The organism is Methylobacterium sp. WL120 (assembly GCF_008039465.1).
Classification (GTDB): Bacteria; Pseudomonadota; Alphaproteobacteria; order Rhizobiales; family Beijerinckiaceae; genus Methylobacterium; species Methylobacterium cerastii.
In genome coordinates this window covers 35065-56459 of sequence record NZ_VRUT01000009.1, presented here as the reverse complement: position 1 = coordinate 56459, position 21395 = coordinate 35065, and the positions used below count along the sequence as shown (strand labels likewise).

Genomic DNA, 21395 nt, shown 5'->3' with positions numbered 1-21395 from the left:
AGAAATTGTGCCGCGGCTAGAACTTAACGATAAGCCGATCACGCCGCCGTGATGCGCAAGTGCATGCCGCGGGTCTTCGTCGTTACGTGTCGCGTCTGGGATCAACTAGATGATTCATTACTGCCCGTGCGCCGCAGGGCCAGCTTCCGCGCACCCGTTCCGCACCGTACTGGGGCTGGCTCTACTATCCACGACCTGCGCGATCCTGTCGCCGTCGGCCGCCTCGGCGCAGACCGCGCCGACGACCGACATCGAGCTCGGCGAGCTCAGCGTCACCGGCGAGGGCGCCGGCCGCAGCCTCGGCGGCACGCTCTACGGACCGGGCGGTGCGTCCGGTGCGGTCCCCGGTTACGTCGCCAGCCGCAGCACCGTCGCCACCAAGACCGATACGCCGATCATCGAGACCGCGCAGTCGATCTCGGTGATCGGGCGCAAGCAGATCGAGGACCAGAACGCGCTCACCGTGAACCAGGCCCTACGCTACACGCCCGGCGTCACCACCGAGCAGCGCGGCGGCGCCGGCTCGACCCGGTTGGAGCAGTTCCTGATCCGTGGATTCAACGCGCCGATCTTCCTCGACGGCATGGCACTCATCGCCGGCCGCGACGCCAACGCCACCATCGACCCCTATCGGCTGGAGCGGGTCGACGTGATCAAGGGGCCGGCCTCGGTGCTGTACGGGCAGTCGGGGCCAGGCGGCATCGTCAACCTGGTCTCGAAGATCCCGCAATTCGTCCGGCACGGCGAAGTCTTCGTCCAGGGCGGCGGCTTCAACGAGGTCCGCGGCGGCGTCGACGTGGGCGGGCCGATCCAGTCCGAGGTGCCGTGGCTCGCCGATCAGTTCGCCTACCGCATCGTCGGTTCCGGCTGGAACGGCGACGGCCCGGTGGACACGACGCGGGTCGAGCGCGCCTTCGTCAATCCGAGCGTGACCTGGCGGGCCTCGACCGACACGCAGCTCACGATCATCGGCAACTACCAGCGCGACCCGTTCTCCGGCTTCTACGGCGGCTTCCCGGCGGTCGGCACGGTGTTCCCGCGTGACTTCGGCAACGGCGTGATCGGGCGCCTGCCGGTCAACTTCTACGACGGCGACAAAAGCGTCGAGCGCTCGGACCGGACCCAGGCCTCGATCGAATACCTGTTCGACCACCGCTTCAACGAGAACCTGCGCTTCCACTCGGCCGGACGCTACCTGCGTACGCAGGGCGATTATCGCAGCGTCTACAGCGCGTTCAACCCGCGAAACGGCCCGTTCGCCAGCGGCCCGCTGCTGCCGCGCGCAGTGATCGGCAACGTCGTCGCGGCCGAGGCCTACACGATGGATTCGAACGTCGTGGCCAACTTCGACACCGGCCCGATCGCCCACACGGCGCTGCTCGGCGTGGACCACCGCACCTTCAGCACGCGCACCAGCGGGACGCCGTTTCCGAACGCGCCTGACCTGAACGTGCTCGCGCCGAACTACGCGATGAACATCCCGTTCCCGGCCTTCACCACCACCTCGCGCGTCGACGCGCAGCAGACCGGCGTCTACTTCCAGGACCAGATGAAGGTCGACGGCCTGATCCTGACCCTCGGCGGACGCTATGATGTCGCCCGCCAGTCCGGGCCGACCCGCAGCTTCACCGCCACCGGCAGCACGCTGACGCTGCAGGACGCGCCCTCCGACGCCTTCACCGGCCGGGCGAGCCTGCTCTACCTGTTCCCTTCGGGCGTCGCGCCCTACGTGTCCTACAGCCAGGCCTTCGAGCCGATCGTCGCCGGCCGGGTGTTCGACACGGCCTTCGGCACGGTCGGGCGCATCCCCGACCCGCAGCTGAGCGACCAGTACGAGGCCGGCATCAAGTACCAGCCGCCGGGCACCGACATCCTGCTCACCGCATCGGTCTTCGACATCCGCCAGTCGAACCGGACCACCGCCGACACGACGCTCGGCCGCCCCACCGGCTTTGTGCTGCAGACCGGCGAGGTCAGCGTGCAGGGGGTTGAGTTCGAGGCGCGGGCGAACCTCACCGAGGGTGTCACCCTTATCGGCGGCTTCTCGCTCCTCGACATCCGCAACGTCCGGGACGACGGCAGGACCGCCAACGACCTCACCGGGCAGACGGTCCCGCTCCAGGGCCAGCGGCCGGTGTTGGTTCCGGATACCACCGCCTCGCTGCTCGCGACCTACCGATTCCTCGACGGGCCGTTGCTCGGCCTGGAATTCGGTGGCGGCGTCCGCTACCTCGGCCCCTCCTGGGGCGACGCGGCCAACACCTTCAAGGTGCCCGAAAGCGTGCTCGTCGACGCCACGGCCTCCTACGACCTGCGCAACCTCGACCCGACGCTGGCCGGGTTCTCCGTGCAGGTGAACGCCACCAACCTCCTCGACGAGACCTACGTCAGCGGCTGCAACGGCTACACCAGTTGCTATTACGGGCTGCCGCGCACGATCTACGCCACGTTGCGTTACCGTTGGTAGGGCGCGAGACCATGCGTACCGGCTTCCGGCAATCGATGGCGTGGCTGCACGCGTGGTCCGGCCTCGTGGTCGGCTGGGTGCTGTTCGCCGTCTTCGTCACCGGCACCGCGAGCTACTACCGCTCGGAAATCTCGCAATGGATGCGGCCGGAGCTGAAGGCCGCGGCTCCGATGAGTCCGGCCGCCCTCGGCCACGCCGCCGACCTCGCCCGCCTCCATCTCAACACCCATGCGAAGGGCGCGCGCAGCTGGTTCATCACCCTGCCGAGCCCCGACCGGCCGACCCTCGACCTGTTCTGGCGTCGCAAGCCCGGCACGCCGCCGGGCCAGGCGACGCTCGATCCCGCGACCGGCGCGCCAGCCTCGGTCCGCGATACGCGCGGCGGCGACTTCCTCTACCGCTTCCATTTCGAGCTGAGCATGGCGCCCTTGTGGGGCCGCTGGGTTGTTGGCATCTGCGCGATGATCATGCTCGTCGCACTGGTCTCCGGAATCGTCACGCACCGGCGGATCTTCGCCGACCTGTTCACCTTCCGGCGTCACGCCAAGTCGGCGCAGCGCGGCTGGCTCGATGCGCATAACGTCACCGGCGTGCTGGCGCTGCCGTTCCACCTGATGATCATCTACACCGGCATCGTCACGCTCTGCGTGATGTACATGCCCTGGGGCGTCACAACCGCCTATCACGGCGACGCCCAGGCCTTCTACGCGGAATCCGGCCAGATCACCGCTACGCGGCCCCCCGCCGGACGGCCGACGCCGCTGGCACCCCTCGGGCCAATGGTCGAGCACGCGCTGGCAATGAACGCCGAGCCGCTGGAGCGGATCACGGTGCAGAACCCGGGCGACGCCAACGCCGTAGTCGTCGCGGTGTTCGAGGAGCCGCACGGCCTGATGCACCGGCACCCGCAGGTGGCGTTCGACGGCACCACCGGCGCGGTGATCGAGACTCTGGGGCCGATGCGTCCGGCGGCGGGCGCCTTCACCACGATGGTCGGCCTGCACGAAGCGCATTTCGCAGGGCCGGCCCTGCGGGTACTGTTCTTCCTCAGCGGCGTCATGGGCGCGACCATGGTGGCGACCGGACTGATCCTGTGGACCGTGGCGCGGGTACCGAAGCCCGGCAGCGGGGCGAGGGCGCATCTCGGCCTGTGGCTGGTCCAGGCGCTCAACGTCGGCACGATCGCCGGCCTGCCGATCGCCATCGCCTGCTACTTCCTGGCGAACCGTCTGCTGCCGCTCGGCATCGCCGAGCGCAAGGAGACAGAGGTGACGGCCTTCTTCGCCGCCTGGGTCGTCGCCGCCCTGGTGCCGCTGGTTCTGACGCCGCGCGCCGGCTGGACGGGGATGCTCGCGACCGCGGCGGCCCTGCTCGCTGCGGTGCCGGTCCTCGGCGGGCTCACCACCGGTCGTCACCTCGTCGCGAGCCTACGCGCGGGCGACGCGGCGTTCTACGGGTTCGACCTAGCGCTGCTCGGGCTCGGCGCCGCCTTCGCCTTCGCCGCCTACAAGGCCGACGGGCTCAGCCGCCGCACCGTCGTCGAGCGGCCGCGGCCCAGGGCGGTCGCCGCGGCACAGCCCTGATCGGAGGATCGGAAGACGGCGCTACTGCAGCGCCAGGGGCATCGGGTCGACGCCGACCGAGGGGATGCCGCGACGGTCGAGCGAGGCGCGCAACGCCTCGGTCAGCGTGGCGCCGCCGGTGAAGGCGCCGAGCACCGGGCCCTCGTCGGAGCGCGCGTCGCGCGGGGTGCTACCGAGCAGCTGCGTCACCCGGCGGGCGATGGCTGGAGCCGGATCGATCCAGGTGACGGGCCAGGGCGCGAGCCGCTCGAAGCGCGGGCGCAGCAGCGGATAATGCGTGCAGGCGAGGCAGACGATGTCGGTCCGGCGGCCGTCCTCGGCGGTGACGAAGCACGGCGCGATCTCGGCGGCGATCGCCGCGTCGTCCACCGGCGTGCCGGCGAGTTCCGCCTCGGCGTAGTTGGCCAGGTGGTGCGAGCCGACAGAGGTCACCGAGCAGGCGGCGGCGTAGGTCGCGATCAGGTCGCGGGTGTAGGAGCGGGCGACGGTGCCGGGCGTCGCCAGCAGCGTGACGAGGCGCGAGCGGCTTGTCTCGGCCGCCGGCTTGATCGGCGGCACCACGCCGACGAAGGGCGTCGGGAAGCGCTGGCGCAGGGCCGGCAGCACCAGCGTCGAGGCGGTGTTGCACGCGATGACCACGAGGTCCGGTCGGTGCGTCGCGATCAGGCGTGCCATCACGTCGAGCACGCGCTGGACCAGGACCGGCTCCGACAGGCGGCCGTAGGGGAAGGCGGCGTCGTCAGCGGCGTAGACGTAGCGCGCGTCGGGACGGGCGCGGCGCACCTGCTCCAGCACCGTCAACCCGCCGAGGCCGGAATCGAACACGAGGATGGTGGGCTCGGGCGCCCCGCGCAGGACGGCGGCCGACAGGCTCGCTCCGGCCATCAGATCGATCCGCATCAGAACGCGTACCCCAGCATCAGAGCCTCGCAGTCTTGGGCGAGAGGGTTAAGGCCACCTCACTGCGGCTGCAAAAAGGCTATCGATTTCGCTGGGGCTGGCTTGTTGTCCCGTAATCCACCGCTCCGGCGCGATCGCAGACTGAATCGTCGCGCTGCCGTTGTCTGCGAGACCTTCGACCATATCTCCACCGTCCATGACCGCCGGTCGAACGGACGACGGGGAGAACAGACCATGGCTGCGACAGCCGCACTTCGCGACCCGGCCTTCCCGGCTCAAGCCTTTCCGCCGCCGCCCGTCTCCGCCCGCCCGGTGGACCGGGACGCCTGGATCGCCGCCTTCCGCTTCGTTCGCGGCGAGACCGAGCGCCGCGCCGCGCCGCTGTCGCCGGAGGACCAGCAGGTCCAGTCCATGGCCGACGCCAGCCCGACCAAGTGGCACCGCGCGCACACGACGTGGTTCTTCGAGCAGTTCCTGCTGCGCGAGCATCTGCGCGGCTACCAGATCCACGACGAGCGGCTGCACTATCTGTTCAATTCCTACTACGTCGCCGCCGGCCCGCGTCAGCCGCGGATCATGCGGGGGCTGATCACGCGGCCGACCACCGAGGAGATCGCCGCTTACCGCGCCCACATCGATCGCGCGGTCGAGACCCTGCTGGCGCAGGCCGCCCCCGGCGCGCTGGAGAAGGTGCTGCCGATCCTCGAGATCGGCTTGTTCCACGAGCAGCAGCACCAGGAACTCCTGATCACGGACATCCTGCACGCCTTCGCTCAGAACCCGCTGCACCCGGTCTACGATCCCGAGTGGCGCTTCCCGCAGGCGACGAGCAGCCCCGGCGCAGTCGATCTCGCGCACGGCATCCATCAAGTTGGACACGCAGGCGATGGGTTCTCGTTCGACAACGAGCATCCGCGCCACGACAGCCTCATTTTGCCGACGTCGATCGATCGGGGGTTGATCACGAACGCGGAATGGCTGCGGTTCATGGCCGATGGCAGCTATACCCGCTCCGAGCTCTGGCTGTCCGACGGCTGGCTCGCGGCCCAGGCGGAGGGCTGGGAGGCACCGGGCTACTGGCAGCCGGGCGGACAGGGCTGGACTTGCATGACCCTCGCCGGCCGCCGCCCGATCGATCCGGCGCAGCCCGTGACCCATGTCAGCTACTACGAAGCGGACGCCTACGCCCGCTGGGCTGGCCGCGATTTGCCGACCGAGTTCGAGTGGGAGGTCGCCGCCGCCGAGGGCGGGCTCGACGACGCGTTCGGCCTGGTCTGGCAGTGGACGCGCAGCGCCTACACCGCCTACCCGGGCTATCGCCCGCTGCCGGGTGCGCTTGGCGAATACAACGGCAAGTTCATGTCGAACCAAATCGTCCTGCGCGGCTCGTCGGTGGCGACGCCTGAGGGGCATGCCCGCCGGCCTTACCGCAACTTCTTCTATCCCCATCAGCGCTGGCAGTTCACGGGCCTGCGCCTCGCGCAGTCCCGCGCCTGACGAACGTCTTCCGGAGCCATCACGCGTGACCATCAAGCCCGTTTTCGCGGACGCGACGCCGCTCGCGCGCCTGCCCGACGATCAGGCGTTCCTCGCCGACGTGCTCGCGGGCTTCGTCGAGCCGCAGAAGACGCTGCCGGCGAAGTACTTCTACGACGCCGCCGGGTCCGACCTATTCGAGCAGATTACGGTGCTGCCGGAATACTACCCGACCCGGACGGAGCTTGGCATTCTCGACGCGCGCGGTGCCGAGATTTCTGCCGACCTGCCGCGCGGCGCCGCCCTCGTAGAGTTTGGTAGCGGCTCGACCGTGAAGGTGCGCCGGCTTCTCCGCCACATGTCCGACCTCGCCGCCTACGTGCCCGTGGACGTTTCCGAGACGTTCCTGCGTAGCGAGGCGGCGGCGCTGCAGACGGACTATCCGAACCTGCGCATCGCGCCGATCGCTGCCGACTTCACGCAGCCCTTCGCCCTTCCTGCCGATCTCGGCGAGGCCCCGCGCGCCGGGTTCTTCCCCGGCTCGACCATCGGCAACTTCGAGCCCGCGGAGGCGGCTCGGCTCCTCCGCCAGTTCGGCGACGTGCTCGGCGCCGGCGCGACGCTCGTCGTCGGCGTGGACCTCGTGAAGGACGCAGCCGTGCTGGAAGCGGCCTACGACGACGCGGCTGGCACCACCGCGGCGTTCAACCTCAACCTGCTGACTCGGATCGACCGGGAACTCTCCGGCACCTTCGACGCGTCAGCCTTCGGCCATCGGGCGGTGTTCAACCGCACGGCCTCGCGGATCGAGATGCACCTCGTCAGCCGTGCGAACCAGACCGTGACGGTGGCCGGACACGCCTTCGCCTTCGCCGAGGGCGAAACGATCCATACCGAGAACAGCTACAAGTACACGATCGACGGATTTCGCGATCTCGCCGAGCAGGCCGGCTGGGCGGCCATCACCGTGTGGACCGATCCCGAGGCGCTGTTCTCCGTCCACGCACTGCGCTTCGGGTAGGGCTTGATGAAATAAGCCTTCGTGAGCAGGTTGCGTGAAGCGCATCGGAGCCCCCTCTCCCGTAGGGGAGAGGGGCTCCGGGCCTCGTGACCCGAACGTCTAAGCGCCGTTTGCGTCCGACTTCCTGCTCGAAACCCTCAGCCCAGCATCCGCAGGACGGCCTGCCCGGCGCGTTCGCCGTCCAACGTCGCGCCGCCGACCGTCATGGCTCCTCCTCCGGCATAGGCTTCACCGGCGAGGAAGATGCGCTCGCCGATGCCCGCCTGGAGAGCGGCCCGGGCGTCGGCATGACCAGGGCGGGCGATCGAGTAACTGCCGCGGGCATATGGGTCGGTCCACCAGCCGGCGAGCTTCCCGGCCGTCACCGCGCCGCGCGCCTGCGTACCGAGGATCGCCACCAAACGGTCCGTGACCTCTGCGACGGCGGCGGCCTCGCCGAGTTCGCACAAGGCGCGCGATCCGTCTCCGCCGATGTTGGCCACCGCGAGGGGCCTGTCGAACGGCGAGACCTCGAAATAGATCGTCTGGTCCTGGTCGCCGCGCCGCGCCACCGAGACCGCATCGCCCAAGGCCTTCAGATCGATCCGGGCGGGGTCGAGCTGGAGGCCGACCTTGCTGTAGGCCCCCATGCCGAGGCCGCTGAGCGCATCCCGCGTCGGGGCGGGCAAATCCGGCGTGAAGTGGATCGCGCCCGACGCCAGCACGCCGACCGGAACGGTGAGGATCACGGCCGCGGCGTCGAGGATGCCGCCCGGTGTCGTCACCCGCACGCCGCAGCCCGACCAGTCGATTTCAGTCGCGGCCGTCCCAAGGGCGACCGGCATCGACGCAAAGCGGCGGCGCACGAGACTGCCGTAGCCGTCGAGCCAGAGGTCGGTGCCGGACCACAGGCGGTCATAATCGATGAGCGAGACGCGATCGGGCTCCTCGCCGAGCGACAGCCGGGAGAGGCCCGCCGCCGCTTGAACCATGTCAGGGCCGGCGACGGCGGCGGCTTCGGCGAGCGACCGGTCGGGGCCCGCGACCGGCTTCAGCGCGGCGTCGAGACCGGAGAAGGCGGCGCGGCGCCGGTTGCGCTCGATGTCGGTCGCGGGGCGCCCGTCTACGAACAGCGTCCGCGCCCAGCCCTCCTGGCCGGCGATGCGCACGCCGTCGCGTTCGGCGATGGCCCGCCACGGGTTGCGCTCGGCCCAGTGCACATACTCGGCGCCGGCATCGAAGGGGCAGTCCGGCCCGAGCCCGAGCTCGGTGTAGGCGCGTCCTCCGATGCGGTCGCGCGCCTCGATGACGGTGAAGGCTCGGCCGGCCTGGCGCAGGATGTCGGCGGCGGCGAGCCCGGCTGCGCCGGCGCCGACGACGACCACCGGCCCGTCGCGATGGGCCACCTTCACGGCGGGAGCCGCGAGGAGGGCGCCGATCAGCGCGGCGCGGCGGGTGAGGGGCATGACGGCTCCGTTCGCGCGAGAGGATGCGGCGACCGGAGCGGCGCGATCAGGCGCGCTTCTCCATCATCGCCTTCACCTGCATGAGCTGGTCCCAAACCTGGCCGGGCGAGGTCCCCATGAACTCGAAGCCGGCGTTGATGCCCCAGTAGATCCCGAGGCAGATCAGCGGCACGAGCACCCAGGCCAGAATCTCCTCGCCGCGGCGGCGGCGAGTGCGCCGCCGCCGCCGCTCCTCACGGCGGGTGAGGGGCTTCGGTCGTGCCGCCGCCAGCGTGGGTTGCTCGACGGGCAGGAGGGGGCCCTCATGCAGTTCGCTCATCGTCACGCCCCCTCGGTCCTTCGCGGCGGCGTACGGTCGCCGCGTCCATGTCGTGGTTGTCCACGATCCTGAAAGCCGCAATCGCCGTCATGCGCAAGGCCCTGAAGCGCTGGGAGCGCTCCAGGGCCTGCCGAAACGGCGTTTCGTCCGTTCGTCGTCAGGCCCGGACGAGGGGCACCTTCGGCACCGTGCGGACGCCACCGCCGCCGGAATTGCCGCCCTTGTCGTCCTTGGGCGTCTTCTTGCGTGCGGCGGCCCGGGGCTTGGCCCGCTTGTGCTTCTTGACGGCGTTGGTCACGTCGGCCTCGGGCTTCGGTACCACGGGGCCGGCCGGGAACTCGAAGCCCAGCGTCTCCTTGCCGCCGGCCTTCGCCTCGGCATCCTCGGGCTTGCGCACGATGACGCGGACCGCGCCGCCGTTCTTCAGCTTGCCGAACAACACCTCGTCGGCGAGCTGAGTCTTGATGCTCGACTGGATCAGCCGCGCCATCGGGCGAGCGCCCATCGCGTCGTCGTAGCCATGCTCGACCAGCCAAGCGCGCGCCTCGTCCGACAGCTCGATCGTGACGTTGCGGTCGGCGAGCTGCGCCTCGAGCTGGAGCACGAACTTGTCGACGACCTTGGCCACGACCTCCTTCGGCAGATGGCCGAAGGAGATGATCGCATCGAGCCGGTTACGGAATTCCGGCGCGAACAGCTTGTTGATCGCTTCGACGTCGTCGCCCGTGCGCTTGGCCTGGGTGAAGCCGTAGGCCGACTTCGCGAGGTCGGAGGCGCCCGCGTTCGTGGTCATGATGATGATCACGTTGCGGAAATCGACCTGCTTGCCGTTGTGGTCGGTGAGCTTGCCGTGATCCATGACCTGCAACAGGATGTTGAACAGGTCCGGGTGCGCCTTCTCGATCTCGTCGAGCAGCAGCACGCAATGCGGGTGCTGGTCGATGCCGTCGGTGAGCAGGCCGCCCTGATCGAAGCCGACATAGCCGGGCGGGGCGCCGATCAGCCGCGAGACGGTGTGGCGCTCCATGTATTCCGACATGTCGAACCGGAGCATCTCGACGCCGAGCGACGAGGCCAACTGCTTGGCCGCTTCCGTCTTCCCAACGCCGGTGGGGCCGGCGAACAAGTAGGAGCCGATCGGCTTGTCAGGATCGCGCAGGCCCGCGCGGGCCAATTTGATCGCCGAAGTCAGCGCCTCGATGGCGTTGGGCTGGCCGTAGACCACCCGCTTCAGGTTCTCGGTCAAATGCTGAAGCACCACCGCGTCGTCCTTCGACACGGTCTTGGGCGGGATGCGTGCCATCGTGGCGATCGTCGCCTCGATCTCCTTGATGCCGATCACGCGCTTGCGGCGCGCCTCCGGCACCAGCATCTGCGAGGCGCCGGTCTCGTCGATCACGTCGATCGCCTTGTCGGGCAGCTTGCGGTCGTTGATGTAGCGCGCCGACAGCTCGACCGCGGCCTTCACGGCCTCGGTGGTGAACTTGAGCTTGTGGAACTCCTCGTAATACGGGCGGAGTCCCTTCACGATCTCGATCGCGTCCGGGATCGACGGCTCGGCGACGTCGATCTTCTGGAACCGCCGCACCAGGGCGCGGTCCTTCTCGAAGTACTGGCGGTATTCCTTGTAGGTGGTCGAGCCGATGCAACGCAGCGTGCCGGCGGCGAGTGCGGGCTTCAGGAGGTTCGAGGCGTCCATCGCCCCGCCGGAGGTGGCGCCGGCGCCGATCACCGTGTGGATCTCGTCGATGAAGAGCACCGCGTTCGGGTGCGCCTCGATCTCCTTCATCACCTGCTTGAGACGCTCCTCGAAATCGCCACGGTAGCGGGTGCCGGCGAGCAGCGTGCCCATGTCGAGCGAGAACACGGTGGCGTCGGCCAGGACCTCCGGCACCTCCTTCTGCACGATCTTGCGGGCGAGGCCTTCCGCGATCGCGGTCTTGCCGACACCGGGGTCGCCGACGAGGAGCGGGTTGTTCTTCTGGCGGCGGCACAGCACCTGGATCGTGCGCTGGACCTCACTCTCGCGACCGATCAGCGGGTCGACCTTGCCGTCGCGGGCCTTCTTGTTGAGGTTGACGCAGTAGGCGTCGAGGGCGTCGCCCTTCTTCTTGGTGCGGTTCTCGCCGTCGTCGCTCGGGCGTTCGTTCGAGCCTTCCTCGTCCGCGCCGCGAACGGGCTTGGACTCCGACGCGCCGGGGCGCTTGGCGATGCCGTGGCTGATGTAGTTGACCGCGTCGTAGCGGGTCATGTCCTGCTCCTGCAGGAAGTAGGCGGCGTGGCTCTCGCGCTCGGCGAAGATCGCGACGAGCACGTTGGCCCCGGTCACCTCCTCGCGGCCCGAGGACTGCACGTGGATCACCGCGCGCTGGATCACGCGCTGGAAGCCGGCCGTGGGCTTGGCGTCCTGGCGGCCGTCGCCGGTGAGGTTGGAGAGCTCGGTGTCGACGTACTCGACGAGGCTGCGCTTCAGCGTGTCGATCTCGACGTTGCAGGCCCGCATGACTGCGGCCGCGTCCTGGTCGTCGACCAGCGCCAGGAGCAGGTGCTCCAGCGTGGCGTATTCGTGCCGGCGCTCGCCGGCGAGCGCGAGGGCGCGGTGAAGAGCTTGTTCAAGGCTGCGTGAGAAGCTGGGCAATGCTCGAGCCTTTGTGCTGCGTGAGCCTACTTTTTTTCCATAACGCACTGCAGAGGATGTTGGTGTTTGCGCGCAAAGTCCATGACCTGCGTCACCTTGGTCTCGGCGACCTCGTAGGTGAACACCCCGCATTCTCCGACGCCGTTCTGATGCACATGCATCATGATCTGGTAGGCGTCTTCCTGAGTCTTGTTGAAGAACCGCTCGACCACGAGCACGACGAATTCCATCGGCGTGTAGTCGTCGTTGAGCAGCAGCACCCGATACAGGCTCGGTCGCTTGGTCTTCGGCTTGGTACGCGTGATGATCGCGGTGTTCGAGCGATCGTCCCCGCCCGGCGATCCCGGGTCGGACGCGACCGTGGCGGATCGCGCCGCCGCGAGGGAGGGCCGGATTACACGCGTGAGGGGATGAGCGGTGCCCCGCATCGGGACGTCTGTCATCGTGATCGAACCGGCTCCTTCATGCCGGCCGTCGCTCGTCGCATCGCTGCGACGGGTCCGGCCGCGTCGAGCCAATCTAGAGGGCGGGATTCGGTTTCGCCAGTCGTCTGCGCGCAACTGTCCGGGAGCGGCCCGCCGCCCCGGCCTCCGAGTCAGGCGGCCTTCGGCTCGGTCGCAATCGTGACGGAGCTGCCCGTCGCCGCGGCGAAGGGGTTTGCGAAGGGTTTCGCGAAGGGGCCCGCCATGTCAGCCGCCAGGGTCGCGTAGAGGTCGCGGAAGGTCCCGGCGCGCGCCATCCAGAGTTCGCCCGCGGCCTTCACGAAGTCGCCCTGAATCGCCATCACCTTCACCGGGCTACCGGCCTTCACGACCTTCTCGGTAATCGCGACGACCTCGGAGCTGACCTGCTTGAGATAGTCCATCCACTCGATCCCGATGGTCTGGCTCGTGCGGGCGGCGGCGCCGACGCTTCGGCTCAGCGCGGCGGCGCCGGCCTGGGTGCGCGCGAAACCCTGACGAGAGAGCTCACCGGCCGGGTTCGAAGCGAGGGTCATGGTGGGTCTCCTGCGACGCAGCGGGCTCGCCGCGCGACGATGCAAGCTAGGATTCTTGGCCGAACCGGTCGGCGCGGCAAACGATATTTGTGCACCGCACCATCGAACGTCAATCTACGTTTGCACTGCGAAGTACACGTGCAAACTGCGGCGACCCCATTAACCGCGCCGTAACTGCATCACCGTAGCGTGTTTGACAGACGCGATCGGGCCACGCCTCGGGCGCGTCCTAAGCTGAATGGTGCGATGCAAACCGGTCGCGACCGGTCTGTCGAGGGCAATGAGTCGTGATGCGTAGCGTTTCCCGTCGCTCTCGGACCCTGCCCGCCCTGTCGGCCGCGCTCGCCGCCGCCGCGGTGCTGACCGCGATGGCCTCGCCCGCCGAGGCGCGCCGCCACGGTCGCCACGTCCGCCCGGGTGGCGGCTACAACCCGCCCTACGCCGCGATGGTGGTCGACGTGAAGTCTGGCCGCACGCTGCATGCGGTGAACGAGGACGCCCTCCGGCATCCGGCCTCGATCACCAAGGTCATGACCCTCTACATGCTGTTCGAGCAGATGGAGAAGGGGCGTTTCGCGCTCGATTCCGAGCTGACGATTTCGGCCCACGCCGCAGCGCAGGCGCCGTCCAAGCTCGGCCTGCGCCCCGGCCAGACCATCGCCGTCGAGGACGCAATCAAGGCGATCGTCACGAAGTCGGCCAACGACGTGGCCTGCGCCATCGGCGAGAACATCGCCGGGTCCGAGGAGCGCTTCGCCGAGCTGATGACCGCCAAGGCCCATGCGCTCGGCATGAGCCGCACGCATTACGCCAACGCCTCTGGCCTGCCCGATGCCGAGCAGATCACCACCGCCCGCGACTTGACGGTGCTCGCCCGCGCGATCCAGGATCGCTTCCCGCGCTACTACCGCTACTTCCAGACCCGGTCCTTCGCCTTCCGCGGCCGGACCATCGGCAACCACAACCACCTGCTCGGCAACGTCGAGGGCGTGGACGGCATCAAGACCGGATACACTCGCGATTCCGGCTTCAACCTGATGACCGCTGCCAAGTCTGACGACCGCCAGATCGTCGCGATCGTGCTCGGCGGCAAGTCGGGCGCCAGCCGCGACCGGATCATGGCCGACCTCGTCCGGGGGAGCCTACCGCGGGCCTATGCCGGCGCCCGGCAGGCGCCGCCGACCGTCGAGGTCGCCGAGCGCGCCCGCCCGGCGGTCGTCGCCGACGCGGTCTCGCGCACCCGGACACAGCTCGCCTCAGCCGAGGACGACGAGGTCGAGACTACGAACTCGACCGATGCCACCCAGCCCCTCGACATCTCGCCCCGCCGCTCGACCGCGACCCCCGGCAGCGCCGGCGCGTTCAAGCCCGGCGCGCTGCCGAAGGCGGCGCAGGCCTACGCCGCCCCCTCGACCGCGCAGGCCGCGTTCCCCGGCGCGCGCAAGTCCGACCAGCGCATCGCCTCGGCCGACGGCCCGGTCGCCCGCACCGAGGCACCCAAGCCCGTCCTCGGCCCGAAGATCGTGCCGACGGCCTGGGTGATCCAGCTCGGCGCCATGGACGACGAGGGCAAGGCCAAGGCGATGCTCGCCGACGCCAAGGTGAAGGGCGGCGGCAGCCTCTCGAAGGCCGCCCCCTACACGGTCAAGGTCGAGCACAGTGGCGCCACGCTCTACCGCGCCCGCTTCTCCGGCTTCCAGGAGCAGGACGCGGCGCAGGATGCCTGCTCCACCCTGAAGCGCAGCGGCTTCAGCTGCTTCGCCACCCGCAGCTGATCTCTTTCCCGATGCCATCGCGGTCCGTTCGACCGTGACGCTCTACGATCAACGGCCTTCGCCGTGACGATCGTGCCTCGCGCCGACGGCGGATCCCGCCCTCGGCGAAAGCCGTCCCGTACCCCTGGCAACGCGCGTGGAGTATCAGCGATGTCGGTTCGTCAGCCTGTCGCGGGCCGCGTTGACGCGGGCCGCCCCCTCGGCGCTTCCCCCCTGGTCGGGGTGGGCCCGCTTCATCAGCGTCCGGTGAGCCGTGCGGACGGCCTCTGGGGTCGCCCCGCGCTCAAGCCCCAGGATCTGATAGGCCTCGTCCTGCGTCATCGCCCCTGGCTGCGCCGGGCGGCCCGGCCGCGGGTGGCCATCGCGCTCAGCGTCTACACGCCAGCCGGCGTGCCTGCGGTCGAGATACGCCTCTAGCGGAACCACCGCGGCGGGGTCCTGGACGCGGCAGACCGCCAGCACGGCGCGGAGGTCGGCGAGCCCCAGGCTCTCGAGCCGCCGCCCTCCGAGCGGCCCGCCGCGCAGGATGCCGTCGCCGACCTTGCCGTCGTCGCCCACGACGAAGTCGATGCGGGCCGTCCGGTGCCGTCGCGGCGACGGCGTCACGGACGAAACCCAGCGTTTCAGTCGGGCGCCCAGCGTCTCCGGCCCGTCGAGCAGCCAGACGGCACCGAGCCCGAGGACGAGGGCGGGGCCGAGCTGGCCGCGCAGCATCAGGATGGCGGCGAGCGCGAGCGCAACCCACGCGCCCGCTCGCCGGATCAGCCGCGGCGTGAGCCGTGGGCCGAGCCTGCCGCCGTTGCGGCCGAGCCACCACAAGCCGGAACACGCCAGAAGACCGAGGGCGAGCAGCATCGCGTCAGCGCCGCATGTCGAAGGTGGAGCTCGCGCGTCCGCCGACGCGGATGCCCGTTCCCGGCAGAATCTCGTGGAACCCGGTCTCGCGCCTCGAGGCGGGGACCTCGCGCGATCCGCAGCCGGGCTGCGGCGGCAGGCGCACACCTTCGGGCGCATCCTCCGGGCAGAGCCGCGGGCGGGCTTGTCGCTCGATGGCCTGCCGCTGGGTGGCCTGGGCGGGCAGGGAAGGGGCCGTACAGAGGCCGGCCGCGAAGCCGACGACGAGCAGGCGAGGATGGATCATGGCCGGTTCTCCGCGACGTCCGCCGTCGTGATGCGCACGCGGCGGACGCGCCCGTCCCGCTCGACCGCGAGGTCGATCGGCTGGCCCAGGCCCGCCGCCTCGATCGCCGCGGTAAGGTCGGCGAGGCGATGCACCGGGCGGTCGCCGACGCCGACGATGACGTCGCCGACCGTGCCGGTCTGCGGGTCGACGCCGCGCAAGCCCGTGCTCGCGGCTGGCGATCCGCGCAGCACGCGCAGGACCACGACGCCGTCGATGCCGAGCCGGGCGGCTGTGGCCTCCTGCCCGGCGATGATGCCGACGCCGGGATTGCGCACACGCCCGTTGCGGATCAGGTCCGGCACGACGCGGTTCACCACGTCCACCGGCACCGCGAAGCCGATGCCGGCGCTGGCGCCGGACGGCGAGAAGATCGCGGTGTTGACCCCGATCAGCCGCCCGGCGGAATCGAGCAGCGGCCCACCGGAATTGCCGGGATTGATCGCCGCATCGGTCTGGATCACCCCGGACAGCTCGCGCCCCTCGCTCGTCGGCAGACGCCGCTGCAGGGCGCTGATCACGCCGGTGGTCAGCGTGTGGTCGAGGCCGAACGGGTTGCCGATGGCGAAGGTCGACTGGCCGACCTTGAGGTCGGCCGATGTGCCGACGGCCAGCGGCGGCGGCGCCTTGGCGACGCGCCCGAGGCGCAGCACCGCGAGGTCGTAGGCCGGCGCGGCGCCGACCACCGTCGCCGTCACGACCTCGCCCGAGGACAGCCGGACCGAGATCGGCCCGCCCGACTGGATCGCCGCCTGCACGACGTGGTTGTTGGTGACGACGTGGCCGCCGGCGTCCCAGACGAAGCCGGTCCCGGTCTGGGTGTTGCCGGAACCGCCCTGGCCGCCCCCTTGACCGCCCGCTTGGCCCTGCTCGGATTCGTCGTCGAGGCTCATCAGGTCGGCGCCGCGGGCCGCGCCCTGCGCGAAGACGTGGACGACTGAGGGACTCGCCCGCTCGAACAGCGCCACCGTCGTCGCCTCCGCCGGCGCGAGGTCGCCGCGGGCGGTGATCGCGCGGGGGACCTCGCGCGAGAACAGGAATGCGGTGACGTAGGGCTGGGCGACGAACAGCGTCAGCAGCACTAGGACGGCCGCCAGCACGAGGCGCACGAAACGATCCGGCACGATGGGCGACCTCTCCGGCAGGCGGGCGCAGACGCGGGGCAGACCTGCGCGCGGCCCTTAACGTGGCATTCAGCCTGTGCGCTTCAACGTTCTTGCACGGGAATGGTCAAGGTGTGGCGCCGCACCGTCGCGGCGCGGCGGAGACGCTAACGGAATGGTCATTCCTCGAGACCACAGTTTCGGGAAGACAAGACGAAGTTCCGAGGTGTCCGCGTCTGATCTGCCACTTCTGGTGGGCAAGGAGACGCGAACGATTTGCGACGCAATCATGACCGGTTTCTGACCAGGATGCCGCAATGATCGTGAAGCTGCCTTAGAGATGCTTCGTTTTTCGAATGAATACGGTGTGTTCCTGGTCAGCCGACCCTCGCGTCGGCCGCGGACGCCTGAACGGACGATGCCGTTTCGGAAGGAAAAGAGTGAGATGGAAACCGAGGCTCTCGAACGACCCGCCGACCTGACGATCTGGCGCACCCTGCCGGCGACCTCGCCGCTGGCGCAGCCCGAGCGCTACGGCACCCTGCGCGAGGCGATCGCCGCCGCAGCCGGCGCGCTGACCGACCCGGCCAAGCAGCCCTGGATCATCACGGAGGAGGGCGAGATCCTGTCGCCGAACTGGATCCGCACCTACCTCAACTGAGCCCCTGTGCGACCCGCCTCTCCGGCCCTCCACCTTCACGACGAGGGGGCGGGGAGGGCGGCCGGTGGATAAGTGGGACGACGGCGCGTTTTGTCGGCGCCGTTTTGACAAATGTGAATGCCGGCTGGGCTTGCTTATTTTAAGTTGAAGCCGGCTTGATGAGTTCCCCCCTCTCGTCTGGCTGGCACCGCTGGCCGGACGTTCTCCCGATCGTTCTCGTGCCGGCGGTGCCTAATTCGCACCGCGCCACCTATTCGGCCGCATCGCGATCGTCGTCGTATCGCTCCGGATTGATCGCGTGCAGGGCACGCTTGGCCGCCTCCAGCGGGTGCTCGGATTCGATCCGCACCGAGGCGAGGTCCGGGCTCTTGTAGACGGTGACGATGGTGTCCATCACCTCGGTCAGCGTCGTGCGCTTGTCCTCCGGGGCGGCGATCAGCAGTTGCAGCCCCCACGCCGCATAGAGGTCGACCAGCGCTTGGCTGTTGCGCACGTCGAGCTTCGAGAACGCCTCGTCGAGCAGGCATAGGCCGAAGCCGGGATTCTCGTCGCCCGGCCGGTCGCCGGGATAGTAGGCGCTGGCGAGCGAGGCGGCGATCGCCACGTAGAACGGCGCCTGCGCCTCGCCGCCCGATCCGCGCAGCGCCCGGCTCGACATCGTCGTGCGGTTGCCGGCCCCGTCCCGCATCCCGATCTCGTAGACGAAGTAGTTGCGGTAGTCGGCGAGCCGCGCCGCGTCCTCGGCCCCCGAGATCAGGGCGGTGACCTCCGCCAAAGCCGCCGCCATCGGACCCTCGCCGTCGTCGGGCAGCAGCGCCTGCGCGGCGTCGGGCGAGCGCGCCACCTCGGTCGCCAAGGCGTGCACGGCGGCGTAGCGGCGATCGACGGTCGCCTCGAAGGCGTAGGTCTGGCCGGTGAAGCGCTGGGTCGAGAGCCGCTCGTTGAGGGCGTCGAGGCGGGCGCGGACGCGCTCGAACTTGTCGGCCAGCCGCGTCAGCAGGTCCTCGGTCATCAGCCGGCGCATCTCGTCGGTGGCGCGCTCGGCCTGGGCGCGGTAGCGGCGCAGCTCGTGGCCCTCGACCTCGTCGTGCTCGCGCCGGACCCAGGCGTAGCCCAGGGTCGCCGGCTGATCGCCGCGATTGCCGTCGCCGCGCCCGAGCGGGTTGTCGATCCGCCACTGGGCGCAATACTCCGCCAGATCCCGCTCCGCCGCGCGTCCGTGTGAGCGGGCGCTCTCGGCCGCCTCCTGCGCGAGGCCGCGCTCGGCCGACGCCGCGGCCGAGATCGCCTTCGCCTCCAGCCCGGACAGCTCGCTTCGGATCGCGTGGACAGGGGCCGCCGAGAACACCTGGCCGCGCACCATGCGGATGCGCAGGGCGTCCCCGTTGGCGAGCCGGTGCAGGCTGCTCCGCCGAGCGGCGAAGGCGGCCCGCGCCGCCTCGCGCCCGGCCCCGAGCCGCGCCCGCAGGCCGGCCTCCTCCGCAAGCAGGCCGTCGAGCTTCGGCTCCAGCACCTCGGACAGCTCACGCAGATACGCGATGCGCTCGGCGGTGAGCGCCTTGATTTCCTCGGCGAGCCCGGCGATGCCGCGCTTCTCGATCGCCTCGCGCTCGGTGGCAAGGGTACGCTTGCGGCCTTCGATCCCGTCGATCTCCTCCCGCAGGGCGTCGCAATCCTCGACGCCGCGGGCGATCCGCGCCCGGATCGCCGCCGCCGTCCGCGCCGCCTCGCGCAGGACCACGGCCTCGCCGCGCAGGCGCTTGGCTTCCGTGACGGCGATCTCGTGGTTGCGCCGGCTTTCGGCGGTGGGCCCGCGCTGGCCCCGGGTCATCAGCAGGTCGACCGAACGGGTGACCGAGTAGGCCATGCCCGCGGTGGTGCGCCCGCTCGGCGCCACCGCGCGGCTCATCCGGCGCAGCTCGGCGTCGTCGCGTGCGAGGTCGTAGCCGCCGAGCCGCACGCCGAGGAAGGCGGCGGCGTGGGGGTCGTCGGTCTCGATCACCGAGAGCGGCCCGTCGTCGAAGCGCCGCGCGCGCTGGCCGGCGGTGTCGGTGGTCTTCACCAGGATGCAGCGGCTGAAGCGGTCGCGGTTGCCCTGAAGCACGCCCAGCGCTTCTTCCAGGCGATCGGGGGCGACCACCAGCGCCTCGCGCGCCCGGCCGAGCAGGCCTTCGAGCGCCGGCCCCCAATGCGGATCGACGATCTCGGCAAGCTCGCAGACCGGCACCGCGTCGATGTTGCGGCGCGCCAGCTCCATCCGGAAGGCGACCGTGTCGGACGAGAGTCGCGCGGCGTGCCCGGACGCGGGCGCAGGGGCCGTGCGCTCGGCCTCGCTTTCCTGCGCGCGCGCCTTCAGCGCCGTGTCCTCGGCGGCCCGGTCGAGGGCCTCGTCGAACTCGGGGAGGCGAAGCAGGCCCTCGATCAGGTCGGCCAACGGGCCGTCGAGGCGCAAGGTCTCCTCGGGCGGCGCCTCGCGGCGCAGCCCCGAGCGGGCGCAGGCCTCGGCGAGGCGCGCCGCCTGCGGCGCCACCTGGCGCAACACCGGCGCGACCGCCTGGAGCTTGCCCATCTGTCCGACGAGGCCGACGAGGTCGGCGACGCGGGCCGCTAGGTCCCGCCGGTCGCGCTCCAGCATCGATAGGCCGATGGTCGAGGCGGCCAGGCGCCCGTCGGTCGCCCCGCCGACGACGAGGGCCTTCTTCTCGGCGATCTCCCCGTCGATGTCGCGGACGAAGCCGCGGCTCGTGCCGACGCTCTCGCGGGCGATGCGCAGGGCCTCGGTCCCGGCCCGGAGCTTGGTCCGCACGGCGACGAGGTCGTGGCAGCGGCGACGCAGTTCGGCGGTCGCCGCGCGGGCCTCGTGGATGCCGGAGGCGAGCACCGCGTCGGCCCAGGATTCGTAGCGCCCGGCGAGGCGTTTCAGCCGCGCGAGCTTGACCTCCAGCTCCTCGATCGTCTCCAGCAGGCGGCGCCAGTTCTCCACCGATTGCCGGACGCGGGCGACGTCGAGCGGTTCAGGATCGAGGACGAAGCTGCGCACGAAGGCGCTCGAATCGAAGATCGGCTTGAACGCGACGGCGTTCGAGAACGTGCGCAGGAAGTGGCGCGGGTCAGGCGCGGGCGCGCCTTCGCGAAGCGTCGCCAGCACTTCCGCCGTGAAGCGCTCGCCCGACGAGCGGAACTCCTCGAAGCGCTCGGCGCGCACCCGCAGGTCCTTGGCGATCTCGGTCCAGGGCGCGGTGAAGCTGCCCTCGGAATTGGTGCGGAGGTAGTCGCCGATCTCTAAGCGGTGGCCGGTGGCGATGAAGCGGGAGAGCACCTCCTCCTTCTGGTCGCTCGCGCGCGCTGCCAGAGCCAGCCCGAACGAGACCGTGCGCCCGGTCTCCGCGTTCTCGAACACCAGGGCGATGACGGTCTCGCAGGCCTCGCGCGTCGGGCGGCCGCCCTCGGCCGGGTCGCTGATCCAGCCGAGGCAATAGTCGCGCACGGTGCGCGCGCTGCGGCCCGAGGCCGAGGCGTTCAGGGCGAGCCGGCTTGCGTTGTTGCCGGCGAGCACCGTGCCGACCGCATCGAAGATCGTCGATTTGCCGGCCCCCGTCGGCCCGACGAGCGCCGCCGCGCCCCGAATCCGGATCTGCTCGCGCCGGATGAGGTACCAGTTTGAAAGGGCGATGTCGGTGAGGCGGTACACCGGGGGCGGGTCCGATCGGGATGAGGGGGCGCCCAGTTGGCCAACCGCGCGGGCAGACGCAAGGGCGCCCGCACCACGCACGACGGCGCCGGCACCGGTTTTCGGTGTAGAGCGGGACCGAAGGTCCCTCGCTTCCGAG

Annotated in this window: 16 protein-coding genes; 6 read left to right on the top strand and 10 right to left on the bottom strand. The window is 70.2% G+C overall.

Going from position 1 to position 21395, the window contains the following annotated elements:
• The first annotated feature begins 109 nt into the window (after positions 1–109).
• Together FV229_RS03570 and FV229_RS03565 are read left to right on the top strand one after the other, a co-directional pair.
• On the top strand, positions 110–2467 hold the full coding sequence (locus FV229_RS03570) for a TonB-dependent siderophore receptor (RefSeq protein ID WP_147750626.1): 2358 nt from the start codon (positions 110–112) through the stop codon (positions 2465–2467).
• 11 nt (positions 2468–2478) lie between these two features.
• Positions 2479–4050 (top strand): PepSY-associated TM helix domain-containing protein, encoded by a 1572-nt coding sequence (locus FV229_RS03565; protein WP_147750625.1) that lies wholly within the window; start codon positions 2479–2481, stop codon positions 4048–4050.
• A gap of 21 nt (positions 4051–4071) precedes the next feature.
• Here FV229_RS03565 and murI read toward each other — a convergent pair whose 3' ends face one another.
• Complete coding sequence (gene murI / locus FV229_RS03560; protein WP_147750624.1) at positions 4072–4950, bottom strand: glutamate racemase; 879 nt, start codon at positions 4948–4950, stop codon at positions 4072–4074.
• Positions 4951–5184: 234 nt separating this feature from the next.
• Between murI and egtB the strand changes: the two genes are divergently transcribed.
• Positions 5185–6447: an ergothioneine biosynthesis protein EgtB gene (egtB, locus tag FV229_RS03555; RefSeq protein WP_147750623.1), complete on the top strand. Its 1263-nt coding sequence runs from the start codon at positions 5185–5187 to the stop codon at positions 6445–6447.
• A gap of 25 nt (positions 6448–6472) precedes the next feature.
• Positions 6473–7447: an L-histidine N(alpha)-methyltransferase gene (gene egtD, locus FV229_RS03550; RefSeq protein ID WP_246688031.1), complete on the top strand. Its 975-nt coding sequence runs from the start codon at positions 6473–6475 to the stop codon at positions 7445–7447.
• A 137-nt stretch (positions 7448–7584) separates the two neighbouring features.
• Here egtD and FV229_RS03545 read toward each other — a convergent pair whose 3' ends face one another.
• The 5 genes from FV229_RS03545 to FV229_RS03525 form a co-directional block, all read right to left on the bottom strand.
• Positions 7585–8892 carry an FAD-dependent oxidoreductase gene (locus FV229_RS03545; RefSeq protein ID WP_147750621.1) on the bottom strand — a complete coding sequence of 436 codons (1308 nt, stop codon included), beginning with the start codon at positions 8890–8892 and terminating at the stop codon, positions 7585–7587.
• Between the two features lie 46 nt (positions 8893–8938).
• Positions 8939–9211, bottom strand: coding sequence for a hypothetical protein (locus FV229_RS03540; protein ID WP_147750620.1), 273 nt, complete (start codon positions 9209–9211; stop codon positions 8939–8941).
• A gap of 157 nt (positions 9212–9368) precedes the next feature.
• Complete coding sequence (gene clpA / locus FV229_RS03535) at positions 9369–11849, bottom strand: ATP-dependent Clp protease ATP-binding subunit ClpA (RefSeq protein ID WP_147750619.1); 2481 nt, start codon at positions 11847–11849, stop codon at positions 9369–9371.
• A 26-nt stretch (positions 11850–11875) separates the two neighbouring features.
• Entirely contained in the window at positions 11876–12277 is a 402-nt protein-coding gene (gene clpS, locus FV229_RS03530) for an ATP-dependent Clp protease adapter ClpS (protein ID WP_147750636.1), read from the bottom strand.
• 167 nt (positions 12278–12444) lie between these two features.
• A complete protein-coding gene (locus tag FV229_RS03525; RefSeq protein WP_147750618.1) occupies positions 12445–12846 on the bottom strand; it encodes a phasin family protein in 402 nt (133 codons plus the stop codon).
• Between the two features lie 290 nt (positions 12847–13136).
• On the opposite strand from FV229_RS03525, the gene FV229_RS03520 reads away from it, so the two are divergent.
• A complete protein-coding gene (locus tag FV229_RS03520; protein ID WP_147750617.1) occupies positions 13137–14621 on the top strand; it encodes a D-alanyl-D-alanine carboxypeptidase in 1485 nt (494 codons plus the stop codon).
• A gap of 144 nt (positions 14622–14765) precedes the next feature.
• Here the strand turns inward: FV229_RS03520 and FV229_RS03515 are convergent, their stop codons facing one another.
• The 3 genes from FV229_RS03515 to FV229_RS03505 are packed head-to-tail and all read right to left on the bottom strand — an operon-like array spanning position 14766 to position 16925.
• Positions 14766–15476 carry a DnaJ domain-containing protein gene (locus FV229_RS03515; RefSeq protein WP_147750616.1) on the bottom strand — a complete coding sequence of 237 codons (711 nt, stop codon included), beginning with the start codon at positions 15474–15476 and terminating at the stop codon, positions 14766–14768.
• Positions 15477–15480: 4 nt separating this feature from the next.
• Positions 15481–15762, bottom strand: coding sequence for a hypothetical protein (locus tag FV229_RS03510; protein WP_246688030.1), 282 nt, complete (start codon positions 15760–15762; stop codon positions 15481–15483).
• Entirely contained in the window at positions 15759–16925 is a 1167-nt protein-coding gene (locus tag FV229_RS03505; protein WP_147750615.1) for a trypsin-like peptidase domain-containing protein, read from the bottom strand. Before FV229_RS03505 ends, FV229_RS03510 begins: the two co-directional genes overlap by 4 nt.
• A 424-nt stretch (positions 16926–17349) precedes the next feature.
• On the opposite strand from FV229_RS03505, the gene FV229_RS03500 reads away from it, so the two are divergent.
• Complete coding sequence (locus FV229_RS03500) at positions 17350–17565, top strand: hypothetical protein (RefSeq protein WP_147750614.1); 216 nt, start codon at positions 17350–17352, stop codon at positions 17563–17565.
• 250 nt (positions 17566–17815) lie between these two features.
• Here the strand turns inward: FV229_RS03500 and FV229_RS03495 are convergent, their stop codons facing one another.
• On the bottom strand, positions 17816–21256 hold the full coding sequence (locus tag FV229_RS03495; RefSeq protein WP_147750613.1) for an SbcC/MukB-like Walker B domain-containing protein: 3441 nt from the start codon (positions 21254–21256) through the stop codon (positions 17816–17818).
• Positions 21257–21395: the final 139 nt, after the last annotated feature.

What these genes read in the sequence shown, in the direction of transcription:
- murI (WP_147750624.1), bottom strand. Translation starts at nt 4,950, where the DNA reads ATGCGGATCGATCTGATGGCCGGAGCGAGCCTGTCGGCCGCCGTCCTG.
- clpS (WP_147750636.1), bottom strand. Translation starts at nt 12,277, where the DNA reads ATGCGGGGCACCGCTCATCCCCTCACGCGTGTAATCCGGCCCTCCCTC.
- FV229_RS03540 (WP_147750620.1), bottom strand. Translation starts at nt 9,211, where the DNA reads ATGAGCGAACTGCATGAGGGCCCCCTCCTGCCCGTCGAGCAACCCACG.
- FV229_RS03500 (WP_147750614.1), top strand. Translation starts at nt 17,350, where the DNA reads ATGGAAACCGAGGCTCTCGAACGACCCGCCGACCTGACGATCTGGCGC.
- FV229_RS03515 (WP_147750616.1), bottom strand. Translation starts at nt 15,476, where the DNA reads ATGCTGCTCGCCCTCGGTCTTCTGGCGTGTTCCGGCTTGTGGTGGCTC.
- FV229_RS03570 (WP_147750626.1), top strand. Translation starts at nt 110, where the DNA reads ATGATTCATTACTGCCCGTGCGCCGCAGGGCCAGCTTCCGCGCACCCG.
- egtB (WP_147750623.1), top strand. Translation starts at nt 5,185, where the DNA reads ATGGCTGCGACAGCCGCACTTCGCGACCCGGCCTTCCCGGCTCAAGCC.
- FV229_RS03520 (WP_147750617.1), top strand. Translation starts at nt 13,137, where the DNA reads ATGCGTAGCGTTTCCCGTCGCTCTCGGACCCTGCCCGCCCTGTCGGCC.
- FV229_RS03525 (WP_147750618.1), bottom strand. Translation starts at nt 12,846, where the DNA reads ATGACCCTCGCTTCGAACCCGGCCGGTGAGCTCTCTCGTCAGGGTTTC.
- FV229_RS03565 (WP_147750625.1), top strand. Translation starts at nt 2,479, where the DNA reads ATGCGTACCGGCTTCCGGCAATCGATGGCGTGGCTGCACGCGTGGTCC.
- FV229_RS03510 (WP_246688030.1), bottom strand. Translation starts at nt 15,762, where the DNA reads ATGATCCATCCTCGCCTGCTCGTCGTCGGCTTCGCGGCCGGCCTCTGT.
- FV229_RS03545 (WP_147750621.1), bottom strand. Translation starts at nt 8,892, where the DNA reads ATGCCCCTCACCCGCCGCGCCGCGCTGATCGGCGCCCTCCTCGCGGCT.